This is a genomic window from Parabacteroides timonensis, from assembly GCF_900128505.1.
Lineage (GTDB): Bacteria > Bacteroidota > Bacteroidia > Bacteroidales > Tannerellaceae > Parabacteroides > Parabacteroides timonensis.
This window is the reverse complement of record NZ_LT669940.1, coordinates 263,780-280,909: the sequence shown is the minus strand read 5'-3', so window position 1 is coordinate 280,909 and position 17,130 is coordinate 263,780. Positions and strand designations below refer to the sequence as shown.

13 protein-coding genes are annotated in these 17,130 nt (G+C 45.2%); 2 read left to right on the top strand and 11 right to left on the bottom strand.

The window, feature by feature from the left end:
• Positions 1 to 16: 16 nt before the first annotated feature.
• Positions 17 to 2,779, bottom strand: a complete 2,763-nt coding sequence (locus BQ7394_RS02025) for a TonB-dependent receptor domain-containing protein (protein WP_075555841.1) — start codon at positions 2,777 to 2,779, stop codon at positions 17 to 19.
• Positions 2,780 to 3,086: 307 nt separating this feature from the next.
• Here BQ7394_RS02025 and BQ7394_RS02020 point away from each other — a divergent pair, with 307 nt between their 5' ends.
• Both BQ7394_RS02020 and BQ7394_RS26160 read left to right on the top strand, forming a co-directional pair.
• Positions 3,087 to 3,569 carry a cold-shock protein gene (locus BQ7394_RS02020; protein ID WP_075555840.1) on the top strand — a complete coding sequence of 161 codons (483 nt, stop codon included), beginning with the start codon at positions 3,087 to 3,089 and terminating at the stop codon, positions 3,567 to 3,569.
• Positions 3,570 to 3,596: 27 nt separating this feature from the next.
• A complete protein-coding gene (locus tag BQ7394_RS26160; RefSeq protein WP_075555839.1) occupies positions 3,597 to 3,788 on the top strand; it encodes a hypothetical protein in 192 nt (63 codons plus the stop codon).
• A gap of 4 nt (positions 3,789 to 3,792) precedes the next feature.
• Here BQ7394_RS26160 and BQ7394_RS02010 read toward each other — a convergent pair whose 3' ends face one another.
• From BQ7394_RS02010 to BQ7394_RS01970, 10 genes are all read right to left on the bottom strand, one after another.
• Positions 3,793 to 4,854, bottom strand: a complete 1,062-nt coding sequence (locus BQ7394_RS02010; RefSeq protein ID WP_075555838.1) for a DUF4249 domain-containing protein — start codon at positions 4,852 to 4,854, stop codon at positions 3,793 to 3,795.
• Between the two features lie 4 nt (positions 4,855 to 4,858).
• Positions 4,859 to 7,555 carry a TonB-dependent receptor gene (locus tag BQ7394_RS02005; RefSeq protein ID WP_075555837.1) on the bottom strand — a complete coding sequence of 899 codons (2,697 nt, stop codon included), beginning with the start codon at positions 7,553 to 7,555 and terminating at the stop codon, positions 4,859 to 4,861.
• 8 nt (positions 7,556 to 7,563) lie between these two features.
• Positions 7,564 to 8,409, bottom strand: a complete 846-nt coding sequence (locus tag BQ7394_RS02000) for a FecR family protein (protein WP_075555836.1) — start codon at positions 8,407 to 8,409, stop codon at positions 7,564 to 7,566.
• 3 nt (positions 8,410 to 8,412) lie between these two features.
• On the bottom strand, positions 8,413 to 9,171 hold the full coding sequence (locus tag BQ7394_RS01995) for a porin family protein (RefSeq protein WP_075555835.1): 759 nt from the start codon (positions 9,169 to 9,171) through the stop codon (positions 8,413 to 8,415).
• 50 nt (positions 9,172 to 9,221) lie between these two features.
• Positions 9,222 to 10,013, bottom strand: coding sequence for a porin family protein (locus tag BQ7394_RS01990; RefSeq protein WP_235848651.1), 792 nt, complete (start codon positions 10,011 to 10,013; stop codon positions 9,222 to 9,224).
• 102 nt (positions 10,014 to 10,115) lie between these two features.
• Positions 10,116 to 10,634 carry an RNA polymerase sigma-70 factor gene (locus BQ7394_RS01985; RefSeq protein ID WP_075555833.1) on the bottom strand — a complete coding sequence of 173 codons (519 nt, stop codon included), beginning with the start codon at positions 10,632 to 10,634 and terminating at the stop codon, positions 10,116 to 10,118.
• Positions 10,635 to 10,783: 149 nt separating this feature from the next.
• A complete protein-coding gene (gene trpS, locus BQ7394_RS01980; RefSeq protein WP_075555832.1) occupies positions 10,784 to 11,839 on the bottom strand; it encodes a tryptophan--tRNA ligase in 1,056 nt (351 codons plus the stop codon).
• Between the two features lie 16 nt (positions 11,840 to 11,855).
• Positions 11,856 to 11,990, bottom strand: a complete 135-nt coding sequence (locus tag BQ7394_RS26415) for a hypothetical protein (RefSeq protein ID WP_262497519.1) — start codon at positions 11,988 to 11,990, stop codon at positions 11,856 to 11,858.
• A gap of 234 nt (positions 11,991 to 12,224) precedes the next feature.
• Complete coding sequence (locus BQ7394_RS01975; protein WP_075555831.1) at positions 12,225 to 14,771, bottom strand: glycoside hydrolase family 95 protein; 2,547 nt, start codon at positions 14,769 to 14,771, stop codon at positions 12,225 to 12,227.
• 90 nt (positions 14,772 to 14,861) lie between these two features.
• On the bottom strand, positions 14,862 to 17,090 hold the full coding sequence (locus BQ7394_RS01970) for an alpha-L-fucosidase (protein WP_075555830.1): 2,229 nt from the start codon (positions 17,088 to 17,090) through the stop codon (positions 14,862 to 14,864).
• Between the last annotated feature and the right edge of the window lie 40 nt (positions 17,091 to 17,130).

Below are 17,130 nucleotides of genomic sequence, written 5' to 3'. Positions count from 1 at the left end.
GATACTTCATAGTTGATTAGAATTTATATGTATAGGAAACAGAAGGAATAATAGGCATAATACCTACCTGCTTGAATGCCGGGACAAACCTTCCCCATTTACTATCAGGATCAGGAACAACTTTTTCTGATTTGTAAATCATAAATGGATTCATGCGGGAATATACATTATAGATACTGACTGTCCAGATGCCCATCCTTCCCTTTTTCTTCGGGCGATAAATCTTAATCGCCAGATCCAAGCGATGATAAGAAGGCAATTGATAATTATTACGTCCCTCATAGTAATCAACAGCTTCCAAACGACTATCACTTGGATTATAGCCTCCACCATAATATTTATTAGGCGGTAAACCGAGATCCGGGATTCCTGACTGCTCATAATTTTCCAATGAAAGTGTCGTATGATTACCCGAAGCAAACGACCAGGCAGCCGACAACTCCACTTTTGGAGTAATCTTATACATAGCCACAATATTCAATTTATGTCGGTTATCAAAACGAGCCGGATAACGTTCACCCTTATTTAATTCCGGAAATTTACGATCTGACCAGGAAAGAGTATACCCCACCCAACCGGTCAAACGCCCGGTTTCTTTATGTGCCATCAACTCAGCTCCATAGGAACGTCCCTTACCGGATGTCATCTTTTTCTCCCAATTCTGGAAAGAGGGTGTAAAGGTATGTCCGTCACGGTATTCCAGCAGATTATTCATTCGTTTATAATATCCTTCGAGTGAGAAATTATACTCTTTGTTCAATGAATAGTAAAATCCGGCCGAAACCTGGTCGCTTACCAACGGTTTCAGTGTACGTGTCACCGGCATCCATGCATCTGTAGGCAAACTGATAAAACTATTGCTTATCAGGTGCACATACTGGTTCATTCGCGCATAAGACGCTTTGAAACTTAGATCATCTTTCATCAACCAGCGAAACGAAGCACGGGGCTCCAAACCGGCATACGTTTTATTCTGTATATTAAACAAACTGAAACGCACACCAGCATTCAACTTCAAAGTAGAAGAAAGTGTCCAGTCATCTTCCGCAAAAACACCGGCTTCATGCGCCCAGAGCAAATCGTTAGCAAAAACCTTACCTATACGAGTCGTATCCTGGATATTTGTTTCAGAAGAAGCGGCTTCATTATATTCGGGACGAAAGCGATGCAACAGATAATCACCCCCAAACCGGATATGATGGGATGCTAGTGGTAAGTAATCAAACGAAGTACGTAAACCGACATCCATAATCCCCGTTTGTGTAGACGTTTCATTAAATGTATTATAATATTCATCATCTCCCTCCTCACCATTTACATATTTCTCCGTATTCTTCAATTTGGAATGGTAACGGGTAAACACACCCGATACTTTTCCGAATAACTGATTATTGAACACGTACGTCCATCCTGCCGTAGCCATCAGGTTTCCCCAGCGAAGAGAGATATCGGTATCATCCCTGAACTTTTCCTTTTCATCATCCGAAGTCGAAAAATCACTTCCTCCACCTTTCAACACATCATTACCATTGTAAAGACTCAGATACATCCGGCTACGGTCGCTGAAACGGTGGTTTATTTTTAAATTCAAATCATGGAAAGCATATCGTCCGCGAACTTTCGAACCATCCTTCTTGATGATCCCGTTAGTTATGGCAATAGCCGGAGCAGTAAGTACATCCAGCCAGGTACGCCGTAAAGCGATCTGGAAAGAGGTACGATCTTTTATAATAGGTCCTTCAAGATTCAAATTGCCGGAAATCAAACCGAGTGTAGCACTTCCGTGGTATTCTCTCATATTCCCCTCTTTGGTATGTACATCGACTACCGACGACAAACGTCCGCCATAACGAGCCGGAAAACCAGCCTTGAAGAAATCCATACCGCTGATCGCCTCCGAATTAAATGCGGAGAAAACACCTCCGATATGATTGATTTGATATACAGGATTACCATCTATCAGGAATAAATTTTCATCGACATTACCACCACGTACATACATACCAGCCGTACCTTCCGTACCGGCAGACACACCAGGTGTCAACTGAAGGGTTTTGATAATATCCGCCTCACCGAACATCACCGGTGTTGCATTGATTGTTTTCTGATCGATTTCCAAAGCTCCCATTTGCGTACTGAGTACCGACTGTTTACTATTCGCCGCCCCCGTCACGACCACTTCCTGTAAAGAAGCAGTTGGCACCAGGTCTATTGCCAATGTTGTATCACGGTCCAATTCTTCCAGATCATACACCAGGCTTCCGTATCCGATATAAGACGCCTGTATCTTTATTTCTCCGGCAGGCAGCGTCAAACTGAAAAAACCAAAATTATTCGAAGCCGTCCCCATCCGGGTATGGGCTTCATAAACCGAGGCTCCGATCAGAGATTCGGCGGACTTTGAATCACGCACAAAACCACTGACCGTTACCTGCTTTGGTTTACGCTTCAGGATCACCACATTTCCTGTCAACTTATACACCACCGGTAGATTTGCGAATAAACGCTTCAAACAATCCGGTAATGCCTCACTCTCTGCTTTGAAACTGGTTTTCGGAAGCTCTCTCAACAAAGATGATTCATAGGAAAAGGTTACCCCTGTCTGCTTCTGGATCTCGTCGAGAATTTCCCGCATAGAGGCCTTCTGCATATTCAACGTAACCTTCCGTGTCTCATCCGCACCTCTTGTCTGCGCCTGGAGGGCGGACAAAGCTAACATCATCATCACTACAACCATTGTAACACGGGCAAATAATTTTGCAGGGTATACTTTCTTCATCTTACTTATTGTTGATATCTATCCCTTAGACAGGATTTACGGAAATACCCCTATCGGGCAGGACAAAAATAATAGAATAATTCGAAAATACGCTCCACTAATATATGGCAACGATTGTTTCTTATTTTTAAATCAGCCTATAAAGAGGGATTCTTCAATTTATTTTCTTATCTTTGTGAAAGAGTTAGAGTTACGAATCATTATTGCACAGTTCTCCTTATTTACACATTATATTAAGCAGGCCTCTCCTTTAATAATACTCCTTACTCCGAATTAGTATTTATCTTATAATAAAATTAATAATTACATGGCAAGATCCGTTACCGTAGACAAACGTGAAAATGAAAAAAAGAGACTCGCAAAACGAGCAGAAAAACAAAAAAGAAAAGAAGAAAAGAAGCTAAACCCTAAAGCGAACAGCTTTGAGGATATGATAGCTTACGTGGATGAGAATGGGGTGATTACCTCGACTCCTCCGGAAGAAAATGTCAAAAAAGAAGAGATCAAACAGGAAGAGATACTGATATCGGTACCTAAAAAAGAGAAAGAGGAACCGGTTATCCTAAAAGGAAAAGTAGACTTCTTCAATACCTCGAAAGGATTCGGTTTTATCAAAGAACTTTCAGGAGGTGAAAGATACTTTTTCCATGTAAACAATATCTTGTCTTCGGCAATAACCGAAGGTGATATCGTTACATTCGACCTCGAACGCGGCTTAAAAGGCATGAATGCGATCAACATTCGCCTGGAAAACGAATTACCCGCCGTAGAAGAGGCATCAGAAGATTAATAAACAATCATTTAATAAGAAAAGAATATGCGATCAGAAAGAAGTTTAACAAACCAGCTAATAGAGAATTCACTGAAAGAGTATAAAAAAAGCGTAGGCGAAGTGGTTCTTGTAGCTATCAGCCCAAGGACGACGATTGAACTTCCTGCTCATCTTTCCCCCGAGGAAAGAGAGATTCGTATAGAAAACTACAAAAGATTGCACCCCTCGATGGTATAAGTTCTTACCATTCGAAATAAGGAGGTACACTGCCGATGGGCATGGTGATGCGACGTGTTGCTTTCTGATAGCCAGTCACAACACCGAAGCCGTCGGTTACGTTTGAATAGGTGGAAGTGGGTTCCAGCAAAGCATCCATATTAGCATCTCCCAACGATATGGAGAAGTTACGGATCACTTTCAGATAGTTATAATAAGCCTCCGAAATCGACAAAAGATGAACATCGTAATAGACGGTGGCCGACAAGGTGTCGGTGACAAATGAATAATTGGGAGCGAACGAAGCTGTCACCGTATAATCCTTTCCATTGAACAGATCATCCGGGAAAATACCCCGGCAATAAGGGCCGTCATAATAAGCAAGTGAAGGGATATCGGGCTGGAATACCGGATCGTCATAAGTCAACCGAAAACTGTCAAAAGAGAATTTATTAAAAGTATCCACCAGGTCATCACCGGTAATGGTATTTCTCCATGTTTCATCACAAAACGTACTCACCCACATCACACTGTCACCTTTATGAAATTCAACCAATTGTTCCACAACCAGACGATAGTAATTACGTTCAGCAGGTTTATCGTGCAACGTAATATACATCCTTAAAAGATGAGAACTAAAAGAATTCGGTTTGAGAAATCCCACTGTGTCAAGTAAAATAATATCCGTCTTCTGAGGGATCACCGTCTCTGCCGCTACCGGATCGAAACCGGATGCCCCGGCTTCCAACCTCACTTTATCACCAGCCTTTACATGGCAACCGGACAACTTAAACTGTCCTTTGTATTCGGTACTGTCAGCCGGATTATCCGAACGTTCCATACTTCCCCGAAAAGTATCATTTACATACACATCTATATTCACTCCCTTATCAGGAAGGTCGTATTCAGGAACACTATCCAGTAAAAACCAGCTTTTCGAAAGAAATGCAGCCACTTCACGTTCAGGTGTGATAGAGGCATTCAACACCAATACCGGAGGCACCGGATCGAGCTTCAGCACGACATCACGTATACAAGAAATGCATAAAAGCAAAAGTGGCAGTAATATGGATAATATCTTCTTCATCGTATTAGAATTTATAGGTATATGATACGGAAGGCAGGAACAGGAATAAGATAGATTGCTCCAGATAGATCTCGCGTTTTCCGGTAACGGGATCAGTATAGTATTTTGTCTCAACACTAAACGGGTTCGGGTGGCAATAAGCATTACAAAGGCTAAGATTCCAGATTCCCATACGCCCCTTCTTTTTATAACGGTAAAAGTTAAGTCCCAGGTCAAGACGGTGATAAGGAGCCAACTGGTAGTTGTTTCGGGAACTGGATGCATAATCGTAACCGTCTCCCCCTGAAATGATGCCACTACCGTGTAAATAGCCGTTATTCGTCTGTCCCGTCCCTCCATGATATACCTGATCCTTGATCGTGATATAATTACCGGAGGCAAACATCCAGGCGGCAGTCAGTTCCACCTTACGAGACAGTTTATAAGTTGCCACGACGTCTATCTTATGACGGTTATCATATTTGGAAGGAAAACGCCGGCCTTTATTTACACTTCCATCCGGAAAGAGGCGATCCGACCAGGATAATGTGTAACCGATCCAGCCCGACAAACGCCCTGTCTTCTTCTGCGCCATAAGTTCCATTCCGTAGGCACGGCCATGACCTTCCCCTACCCGTTCTTCCCAATTGGAATAATCGATCCCTACCGGAAAACGATCTTTGTATTCGATCAGGTTGTTCATCCGTTTATAATATCCTTCGATAGAGAAGTTATACAGCCTGTTAAGCGTATAGTAAAGCCCAGCGGTATACTGATGCGCATTCATCGGACGGATATTACGGGTTACGGGCACCCAGATATCTGTCGGCTGGCTGATATAGCTGTTGGAAAGAAGATGGATATACTGGTTCATCTTGGAATATGACAGTTTAGCAGAGAAGTTACGGGCCAGCAGATAACGTATCGACAAACGCGGTTGAAAAGACTGGTAAGTCTCCCCCTGTACAGTAAATAACGTATATCGCAAACCCACATTCGTCTTAAGACGTTCCATCACATGCATCTCTTCTTCGGCAAACAAAGAGACTTCATGGCCGTGAATCAGCGAATTGGCATACATCGTATTTGTCTCTTGCGATTTTACCGAGTCCTTATACCAACTCTTCATCGTATTCTGCTCAGGACGGAAATTATGAAACAGATAATCACCACCAAAACGGAGACGGTGTTTCTCATGTATACGGTAATCGAATGATGCACGCAGGCTCATATCTTCCATAGCCGAACGATAGTGGCTTTCCTGGTTGTATACCCTTTCTTCATTAACGTTGGAAGACTGTGCATAATCTGCCTTATCTTGTATGATATGTGAACGGTAACGTGCATATCCCGCCGTAAAACTGGCAAACAGTTTATTATTGAATACATGATTCACTCCCACTGAACCGATCAGATTTCCCCACCGCCAACGAAAATCCTTACCAAGACGATCTCCATAGCTATACTCTTCTCCATCGAGATAACTGTCGCTACCCATATAAAAACTCATATAAAGACGGGTGCGGTCGCTAAAGGAGTGGTTTACTTTGGCATTCATATCGAAGAAGTGATACCCGCCTTTCAGTTTATCGCTCCTGTTTTTATTTACTGCCTTCAGTATCGGCCAGGTGAAAAGTTCCATCCAGGTACGTCTGACGGAAACGTTGAATGAAGATTTTCCTTTTATAATAGGGCCTTCCAGGTTCCCCCGCATAGCGAGCAAACCGATAGAGAAGTTTCCATGATATTCGTAACGGTCGCCATCATTCGTCCTCACATCTACAACCGACGAGAGCCTTCCTCCGTATTCGGCAGGAAAGCTCCCCTTATAAAATGTCGTATTCTTGACGGCATCAGGATTAAAGGCTGAAAAGAAACCAAGCAAGTGATTGGTGTGATAAACCGGGTTACCGTCAAGCAAGTAAAGGTTTCCGTCGGCATTGCCTCCCCTCACATGGAGACCGGTCATCCCTTCCACCCCTACTGCAACGCCGGGAAGTCGTTGCAGGGTTTTCACCACATCCGTCTCCCCCAGCAAAGCCGGCATCGACTTGATGCGCCGGGAAGGCACCTCCACTACCCCCGTACGTGTATTTAATACTTCCGACCGGGGATTCAAGCCCTCCACGACAATCTCCCCCAATGCCTCGATAGCATGTAAAGGTATATCGACCAATGTATCACGGGATAACTCAAAAGTGACCTCTTTCGCATCATAACCGACAAAGGAGGCTCGTAAAGTAACCTTCCCGGGAGGCAGAGTAATACTGTAAAAGCCGTAATTATTTGTTGTTGTTCCGCTCCTGGTATTGCGTTCGAATACCGAAGCATTAATAAGACTTTCGTAGGATACCGAGTCACGTACGAAACCACTTATGGTATACAGCCGGGGCTTTCGTTTCAAAATCACGATCTGCCCGGTCATCCGGTAAGTAACAGGCAAAGAGTAAAATAATCTCCTGAGACAATAAGACAGTGATTCGTCCTGGGCCTTAAACGACATCTTCGGGAAATCATCGAGCATAGATGATTCGTAAGAGAAAAAGATCCCGGTCTGCTTTTCCAGCTCCTGCAATATCTCCAACAAGGAAACCTGGCGCATCTCCATTGTTACCGTAGGTGTAGGCTCGACCGGGAGCTTAACCACAGCAGCCAGTTCCCCGGCTTTTACCTGCGAAAAAAGCATAAGAATTCCTGTCAGCAATATCCATATACGTCCCATAGGTAAACTTATTTATTGGGATCAGGAGCCAGGCGGGTATCCAGCGTCTGGTTGATAACCAGTAAAACATCTTCCAACGGAAGATCATTGAAAGTGGCCGTCAGTTTCAGATTCGGGGTTTCTGTTTTATTGATTACTTTTACCTGATAGTATTCATTCAAATCGTCGATAACCTTTTCAAGCGGAGTATCATTGAAACGCAACTGTCTGGTTTTCCATGACAGGCTATTGAGGTCTTCTTCTTCGAGTATTGTTATTCCGTTGCTTTCCATAGAGAACGAAGCCGACATACCGGCTGTTAATATAACCTTGTCCGTTTCACTTCCGGTAGCACCAAAGCTTACTTTACCGGTCATCACATTCACGTCTGTTCCGCCGGGTTGTTCGTTTATCTGAAAACTGGTACCCAATACGGTCACTTCCGTCCGTTCAGTATACACAGAAAAGGGGCGTGCTTCGTTCCGCGTCACCTGGAAAAAGGCTTTTCCTTTCATCTCCACTACACGCCGCTCCTTTCCGTAAGATCTCGCATCATATCGAATGGAGGAATTTCCAGCCATCGAAATCAGAGTACTGTCAGGTAGGTAAACATCTTTTAGCTGTCCCGGGGTAGTCGTTACCGCTACCCATTCGGGGAAATTACGTTCTGTTATATAATAAGTACTGAAACCAATGAGCAGTAATAAGACCGAAGCTACAGCCATCCAGTAGCGGCGGAAAGAGACCGTACGGCGTACCTGATGCCTGGAGGCAAACTGCTGCCAGGCCTTATCCGTATCCAGACGTCCTTCCTCGTAGTGTTTCGCTACGAAACGGATGCGTTCTTCCAGTTTATGTTCCTGCTCGTTGTTCATATATTATTTTCCTAATTTAAACTTATAACCGACAGAGAGCGACAAGGTGTTGTAATTGGAACCTACGCTCCGATCATCCATAAACGAGAAATTATCTCCCCTCACCATATAACTATCACCTTCGTCACCCAAAGATAATTCATATCCTACATTAATTATCCAATTGTCAACTTCTATTCCAAAGGAAGTAGTCAGCCCCCAATCAAAAGAACTCTGCCCACCGAATGGATTAGTATCATAGGCCATTTCATAATTTCCCCCCGGATAAGGGTAAGGATACGAAATCATCCTTTGCTCCACGCCTGGATCCGGTTTGGAGACAGTCGTCATGCTTGAACCCCATTTCCAATGATTCGATAATGAGACACCGGCATACATACCAACCCCTAAATGCATCCGCACCTTGTCTCCTACCTTCCAGGAGAAATCAGCCATTACCGGCAATTGCAGGAAATGCTGTGTAATACTGCCACCAATCAGTTCAAACGTTGTCGTACCGTCCAAATACTGACTTGTCACCGGATAATCACCCATTGAATAACCACGGTTGGTATAAAACAAACCTGTCTTCAGTCCAATCCATTCCGGCTTAAACTGATAACCGATGCTTGTTCCTACTTTCACTCCCGGTCTCCACGTTCCGTAGCCAACACGTTGAACGGCCGTCATACCTGCTTCCGGAGTCAAACTCCAACGGGATTGTGCATTCGCCATTCCGCCAATCATCCACACACTCAACATCATCAAAATAAGCTTTCTCATCTTCTTTATTCTTTAAATATAAACTTGACCTATCTGCTTGCTTTTATTCTCTAGAATCTATACCCTACTGTAAGACTTACGGTATGATATTTTAAACCTATACCATCATATTTATACTCATTACCCAGCCCCATGTCATAAGAAGCATTAAACGTAAAGCGTTTTACTTCAACTCCGGCATTAAATGTCAATCCCCAGTCGAAACGTTCGTAACTGGAATTTTTGAATGGATTAAAAGATTCATCTGTTTCTGAAAAGCCCTTATCGGACATTTCCATTGCCTTGTACTTTCTCTTTCCTCCAATTCCATAAGCCAGATAAGGACCAGCAGCTATATGAAACTTTACATCTTCACCAATCTTCCAGTTAAAACGGGCAAGAACCGGCAACTGCAAATAATCCCGACGAATACTTCCTTCACTCAAACGAATACCATCTACCCGCATATCAATCGGAAAACCTCCTTCTCCTCCATATATTCCGGAATAACCGGAAGTTATGAAATCACCATAATTATAACTACCTAAAAAACCCGGAGCAAAGTTTAAATAATGATCTACCATATTTCCCTCTTTATCCATAGCTTTGCCATAGGCTCCTCCGAAAAAAGATTTCCCTGTTCCCCGCTGTACATAATACAGGCCGGATTGAAGTGAAAACAATCCTGAACCAAAAGTATAGCTCACAGCCGCACCGGCTTTAAAACCAATAGCGGCAGATGCATTTTTGTACTTCGTCACATTCATTCCGGCCTCAGGAGTTACAGACCATTGTGCACTAACACTCGTCACACACATCAACATCATCATCAACATCACTCCAAAAATCATCATCTTTTTCATCATCATTCTCTTTCTTAGTGAAACAAAATTTGTAATACCTTTTGTCTCTAAGACAGAGAAGTCTGAAAAAACCCCTACTCCGGTCAGAACTTTTTTATTTGATCACGCCAGACCAAAGAGAAAGTTATAGATACGTACTGCCGTCTCACGTAATGCTTTCAATGCTTTCCCCATCTGATTCTCAACCGTTTTTATTGAGATATTCAGTTCTTCGGCGATCTCCTGGTACTTCAGACCGTCGCGTTTCGAAAGTAAAAAGATTTTTTTGCGTTCGGGAGGTAAGCCGTCTATCGCGTTCCACAGGCGGGCATCGCGTTCTGCATTGTAGACCTGCTCTTCCTCCGATGAGTCTTCCATATCCGGAAGCTGGTCGGTAGTCTGCAAATCGGCAGGCTGTGTAACAAGCGAAAGGGAACGGTTACGTACAGCCTGATACATATACGACTTCAGATTATCAATCAGTATATTATTGATATTTTTGTCCCATACATCGGCAAAAGCCTGTTGAACAATATCCTCCGCATCATCTAACCGTTCAGTAAATCGGAGCGCAAAAAGACACAAGGGTTTATATAAATCCTTGAAATACCGCTCAAACTCTCCACTGGAAATGGTTGCCATACGTTTGTTATCTGTAACTATTCGCTACAAAGTAAAAGAGTTTTCTTGATAATCAGGTAGAATTTCAGCTTCTTTATCACATATTTAATAAAAAGAAAGAGGTTGCCTCTTTCGAAACAACCTCTTTCCTATTTTATTCTGTATTAATATCAATACGGGCGGAAACCGATAATCTCACGAACCTCTGCCAGAGTTTTAGCTGCACTGGCTGAAGCCTTTTCAGCTCCCATGCGGGCTACTTTTTCCATATATTCCTCATTGGAACGGATATCGAAGATGCGTTCACGGATCGGAGCACAGAAATTGTTGATATCTTCGGCTAGCTGCTTCTTCATATCACCGTAACGGATCTCGCAGTTATTGTACTTCTCGTTGAAGAAATCGTACGTATCTTTTGTCGATACGATATCCATCATCGCGAACAGGTTGGCGATCGGTTCGGGCTTCACGCTGTTCGGTTCCGTAGGACCTGCATCGGTAACGGCTTTCATTACCTTTTTCTTGATAGCCTTCTCGTCGTCGATCAGATAGATTGCGTTGCCTTCGCTCTTACCCATCTTACCGGAACCATCCAGACCCGGCACTTTTACAGCCTTCTCTGTCAGGTGGAAAGAAGCAGGTTCGGGGAAGAATTCAACTTCATAGGTAGAATTGAAACGACGGGCAAAACGACGCGCCATCTCCATATTCTGCTCCTGGTCTTTTCCTACCGGCACTTTCAAAGCCTTGTGGATAATGATATCGGCAGCCATTAAAGTCGGATAAGTCAACAGACCGGCATTTACACTATGCTTGTTTCCTTCGTTAAAGATCTCTCTCTCGACATCACCCTCTTCGGTATTTACACGGTCGATATGCAGTTGCTGACGCGCTTTATCCTTGAACGAGGTCGTACGCATCAACTCACCGATACCGGCATTCATATTGAGGTAGAGATACAACTCTGCCACTTCGCGAACATCGCTCTGTATATAGATGGTAGCCTTCTCCGGATCGATACCGCAAGCCAGGTATTCGGCCAGGATCGTCTTTGCACTTTCACGGATATTTGCCGGACGCGGATGTGTAGTCAGGGAGTGCCAGTCTGCAATAAAGAAAAAGCAATTATACTCATTCTGCATTTGCAGAAAACTCTTTACTGCTCCGAAGTAATTCCCCAGATGCAAATTACCTGTTGGCCTGATGCCACTTACTACTGTTTCCATTTCTAAATTCTTTATTTTATTCAAACAGCCGCAAAGATAGTAATTTTAGAATACAAATCCGTCCCAGAAAGTCGAATTGTCTTTCGTCTGCGGTCAACGAACTCGTAGTCGATAACATGGCAGTACTTAATAAGGTTAATTTTTTGTTCATAAGATATCTGTTTTTTGTTATGCGCTTGTTTGTTATAATTATCAGGAAGTAAGTTTCTGTCAGACCGGAGGTTATCCTGATTACCTGCTGATGCGACTTGTTGCCGACAGTGTCGGCAAAATAAACGACAGCGTCGGCAAAGCTTTCGACAGTGTCAACAATATTATCGACAGTGTCGGCAACAGATTACATCGGTAGGTAAATATAAATACTCCCCAGCCATTAGAGACTATATCAAGGAGCGACCGGACTTACCTGGTAGCTCTTCCCGGCTACCGTAGCAAAGACCGTTTCATAGTATTCTTTCCCGTTGGAAGTAACCGGGGAAGAAGTTACTATTGCATTACCACCCTGTTTCACCGCAATAGGAAGGGACGTTCTCAACCGGCACTCCTTCCCACTTCCGGAAAGGATAGTAGCTTCAGACAGACTGCCTTGTTGCCATTTCATTGCGACTTCAAAGTTGCCACGTGCCTTCAGACCGGAGACAGCTCCTTCGCTCCATACATCCGGAAGAGCAGGCAGCAATTGGATAAACCCGGCATGACTTTGCAGCAGCATTTCGGCAACACCTGCGGTATAACCGAAGTTGCCGTCGATCTGGAAAGGCGGATGGGCATCCAGCATATTCTTGAATAGTCCGCCCCCCTTGCGTCCGTTACCGAAGCCGACAGGATTGAAGAGATTGGAGACGATCTTGTAAGCATGGTTGCCATCCTGCAAACGCGCCCAACAGTTGATCTTCCAGCCCATCGACCAGCCGGTAGCCTCATCGCCACGCAGGATCAGTGTTTGTTTGGCTGCATCGAACAGTTCGGGAGTGGCATCTGCTGTGATCTGATTGCCGGGATGAAGGCCGTATAAATGAGAGAAATGACGGTGTTTCGGCTCCCACTCTTTAAAGTCATACATCCACTCCTGCAACTGGCCGCGTTCGCCTACCTGATAAGGCAACAGACGTGAAAGTTTATCTTTCAGTTCAGTACGTAAGGGTTCATCCTGATCCAATCTTTCCGCCACTTCAAGCGTACGGGTGAATGTTTCGCGGATAATCGCCATATCCATTGTCGGCCCCATCGACATAGCACCTTGTTTGCCGTTATCCATGATGAAACGATTTTCAGGAGAGACACCGACAGGAGTTACCAGACGGCCGTTGCCATCGTCGATCAGCCAGTCGGCAAAGAACTCGGCTGCACCTTTCATCAACGGATAAGCGCGGTTCTTCAGGAACTCTTCGTCTTGTGTGTACTGGTAGTGTTCCCACAGATGACTGCATAACCAACCTTGTACCATCGGCCAGAAAGAAGCGGTCGGTACATTGTCGTTCGGAACCGACTCGCGCCAGATAGAAGTATTGTGATGGCCTACCCAACCACGACGGTTATACATATTACGGGCAGTTTCGGCTCCTGAAACCGCTAATTCATCGATCAGACGGAAAAGCGGCTCGTGGCATTCCGAAAGATTGGTGAGTTCGGCCGGCCAGTAATTCATTTCCGTATTTATATTGATCGTATATCCGCTGTTCCAGGCAGGAACAACATCTTTATTCCAGATACCTTGCAAGTTCAACGGTTGTCCGCCGGGACGCGAACCGCTGATCATCAGATAACGGCCGAACTGAAACAGCAGGGCTGCCAGATCGGGATCCGAAACAGCTTCAAACTGCCGGATACGCTGATCGGTCAGCATTGCTTTCTGCTCGGGAGTAGAAGGCAATTGCAAATCTACCCGGTCGAACAGGCTCTGATAATCGGTCACATGACGTTGTTTCAACTGTTTATAATCATAAGCCAGGGCTTTATCCAGGATACCGGCTGCCTTTGCGGACGGGTCTACACCTTCGCGGCTGGGACTTTTGTCGAAACCGTTGAAGCTGGTAGCCATACTCAGGACGAAATAGACTTCGCCGGTATTGTAAACATGTATGCCTTTATCGGTTATCTCATAGTCTCCCCCTTTGGGCAGGACAGGTTTCAGTTGGGCTTCGAAGAACATACCTTTGTTATCGATCTCATCGCCGTAGAGCACACGTTTATCGAATTTGCGGTTTCCTTTCTCGTCATACAACTCCGGATGTTTATACTGGTCGCCCCATGCTTCCATCTGCTCGAAAGTACGGCGTTCCACATACCCGGGAGCCTGTCCGTGCAGAACCAGACGATCCGAACCTTCCGACTGCCTGGCCGTAGGATGGGGAGAGGTAAAATTCAGAGAAAGATCGAGGCCTTCAGGCGTACTGCTCTTCAGGTGAAGAATGATCACGTCGTCGGGGTAAGATGCGAACACTTCCCGCTCATACTGTACGCCGTCCTGCTGAAAAACCGTACGGGTTATGGCATCCGAGATGTTCAGTTCACGCTTGTAACCGGATACTTCACCCGGCTTGTTATTCTCGATAAACAGGTCGCCGAAAGGCTGGTAATACTGATGCAGACGCCCCAGCCAATGTTTACAGACCAGATCGGAGGCCTCGTCGTACCGTTGTGCTTTCATCAGCCCGACTACCCTGTCGAACATTTCGGGAGTGATCTTAATATCTTTGAATGTAGTGGAAGGTTCCCCGCTGTACAAGGTATTTTCATTCAGTTGCAGCTGTTCTTTGTCTACACCGCCGAACACCATTGCACCGGCACGACCGTTCCCCACGGGAAGAGCGTCATTCCAACTTTCGGAAGGTTCGTCATACCACAAAACGAGCGACTCCTTCTTTTGTGTTTCCGCGCACGCAAGACAACAAAATAATAGGAAAAGGGAAGATAATAAGCGTATATTCATGATAATTAGGTATTAAATACAAAAAGATGTCTCCGGACAACAAAAGTAGTTGTTTTCCGGAGACATCAAAAGCTTTTAAAGTATTTTCAATCAGAGCAGGTCGAATTCGGCAACAGAGACAACCTTGCCATTAGCCGCTATCTCGGTCGCTTCGACACGGATATAACGGGCTGATACCGGCTGCTTGAAGTAATGATAACGTTTGCTCGGGTCGTTAATCAGGTTACCGAACTCAAAGGACTCTACTTCTTTCCAGTTCTTGCCGTCGTCACTGACTTTGATAACACCTTTCGCCATCATTCCTTCCGGGTTACGCGTCTGGGGCGTATAAGCGAAACCATTCAATGTTTCCTTCGAACCGAGGTCGATGGCAATGAACTGTGGCAGGGCCCCTTCTTCCGAACACCAGAAAGTAGCCGGCTTGGCATCGAATGCCGCAATAGCCGGATTACGTTTGGTTTCGCTGCTTACTTCCAGCAACTTCCAGTTTTTCTTCGTTAGTCCCAGACGCTCGGTATGCACAGGTCCTCTTTCTCCTTTCAGAATAGCAACGGCTTTCAGCTCGCCGCGATCCGTCTTAAACGGTTCTTTATATTCCTTAGACGTTTCACCCGGTTCCGTACCGTCGGTCGTATAATAAATGGTATATCCGACATTCAGGTTACCGGCTGCATTCTGGCCGTGAGGATTCCAGCCGAAATCCTGTAATTTAGGTTCTATTGTCACCAGGCCATCCACATCCTGCTTAAAGCTCAACTGCGGCGGACGGGCTGTATAGTAATGAGCGGAAATATGACTGATAGCAGGTGTCAGGCGCGATTCGAGTAAACGGAAACGCAGTTTATCGGTTGTCACTTCCGGGAAGCGGAGGATACGTTTGTAACCGATATTGGTAGAGACGGCTATCTCTTTCCAGGCTCCATTTATCCAGGCATCTATGGCATGCTTTTCTACACGTTCTCCATTTGTTGCCACAGCTTCCTGGAGCATGATACGGTTGATTGTAACCGGAGCAGGCATTGCCACAGTAAACTCTTTATGTCCTTCATCCAGCAATAAATAGGTATCGGATTTACCATCCAGTACCTGTACCGGTCCTTGCGCCCCCTGCAAAAGATCCGTTCCATAGGTTTCCCGGATACGTTTTCCAGCCTCTTTCAACGAAGCGACATCAGCAGGAGAGAACCGACCGTCGCGGTTGGGAGGGATATTCAACAGGAAAGTGGAGTTTCCTCCCACGGCACGTTCATATATATCGAACATGTCGTCGGCACTTCTCACCTTCTGGTGCGTATCATCCCGGTAGAACCAGCCTTCGCGGATGGAAGTATTGGTTTCCGCCTGTTGGTAATGCAGGTATTTCCCTTTATATAATTCGTCGCGGCCACCCAGTACGGCATCCGTCATATCGGCAAACTGCGTCATGGTATCGGGGTCGGCCTGATAAGGTATCACGTTCCATTCTGTCGGCCTTGTTCCTCCGGCCTCGTTACCGCACCAACGCACATCTTCGCGACCGAAAATAACGGCATTCGGAGCCAGGGTATGGATCAGCTTCTTCCAGGCGGGATAGTTGTAAGTCTGTCCCCCTTTGCGCTTCGGGTGCGCCCCGTCGAACCAAACCTCATGGATAGGGCCGTATTCGGTCAGCAACTCGAATAACTGGTTCAGGAAATATTCGTTATAATCGTCCACCACAAACTCGAATTTTGTCGGATTGGCAAACGGTCTGCCGGGAACTTCGCGCGGAATCGTCCGTTTAGTATATTTACTGAGATTACCATACAGGCCGGCCGGACTTTCTATCTGGAACAGATCGGCCGGAGAGAGGTAAACGCCCAGTTTCAAACCGTATTTCTGACAGGAAGCGGATAATTCCTTCAGGATATCGCCTTTGCCGCCTTCAAAGCCCGACGACATGATACCATGCTTTGTGTAGCGGCTCTGCCACAGTACAAATCCGTCATGGTGCTTTACCGTAATAATGACCATCTTCATCCCGGCCGCTTTCATGGCCTCGCACCACTGGTCGGTATCGAGTTCCTTCAGGTCAAACACTTTCGGGTCTTCCATGCCGTTTCCCCATTCCTTACGAGTAAACGTATTCGGTCCGAAGTGAATAAACGCGATGTATTCATTTTGCAATGCACTCAGCTGATTCGGAGAGGGGACAACATGGGCGGCCTTTTCAATAATGACTTCGTGGCTGTCGCCGGGTTCGATCTTAATAGTATTCCGGAAAGACATACCATTGTCCTGTGCACAAAGGGCTACAGAGAAAAGTAGACTTCCAAATAAACAAACAATTCTTTTCCTCATGATTGGCATTTTGATTTGAAGTTAGTAAATGAGTTACCAA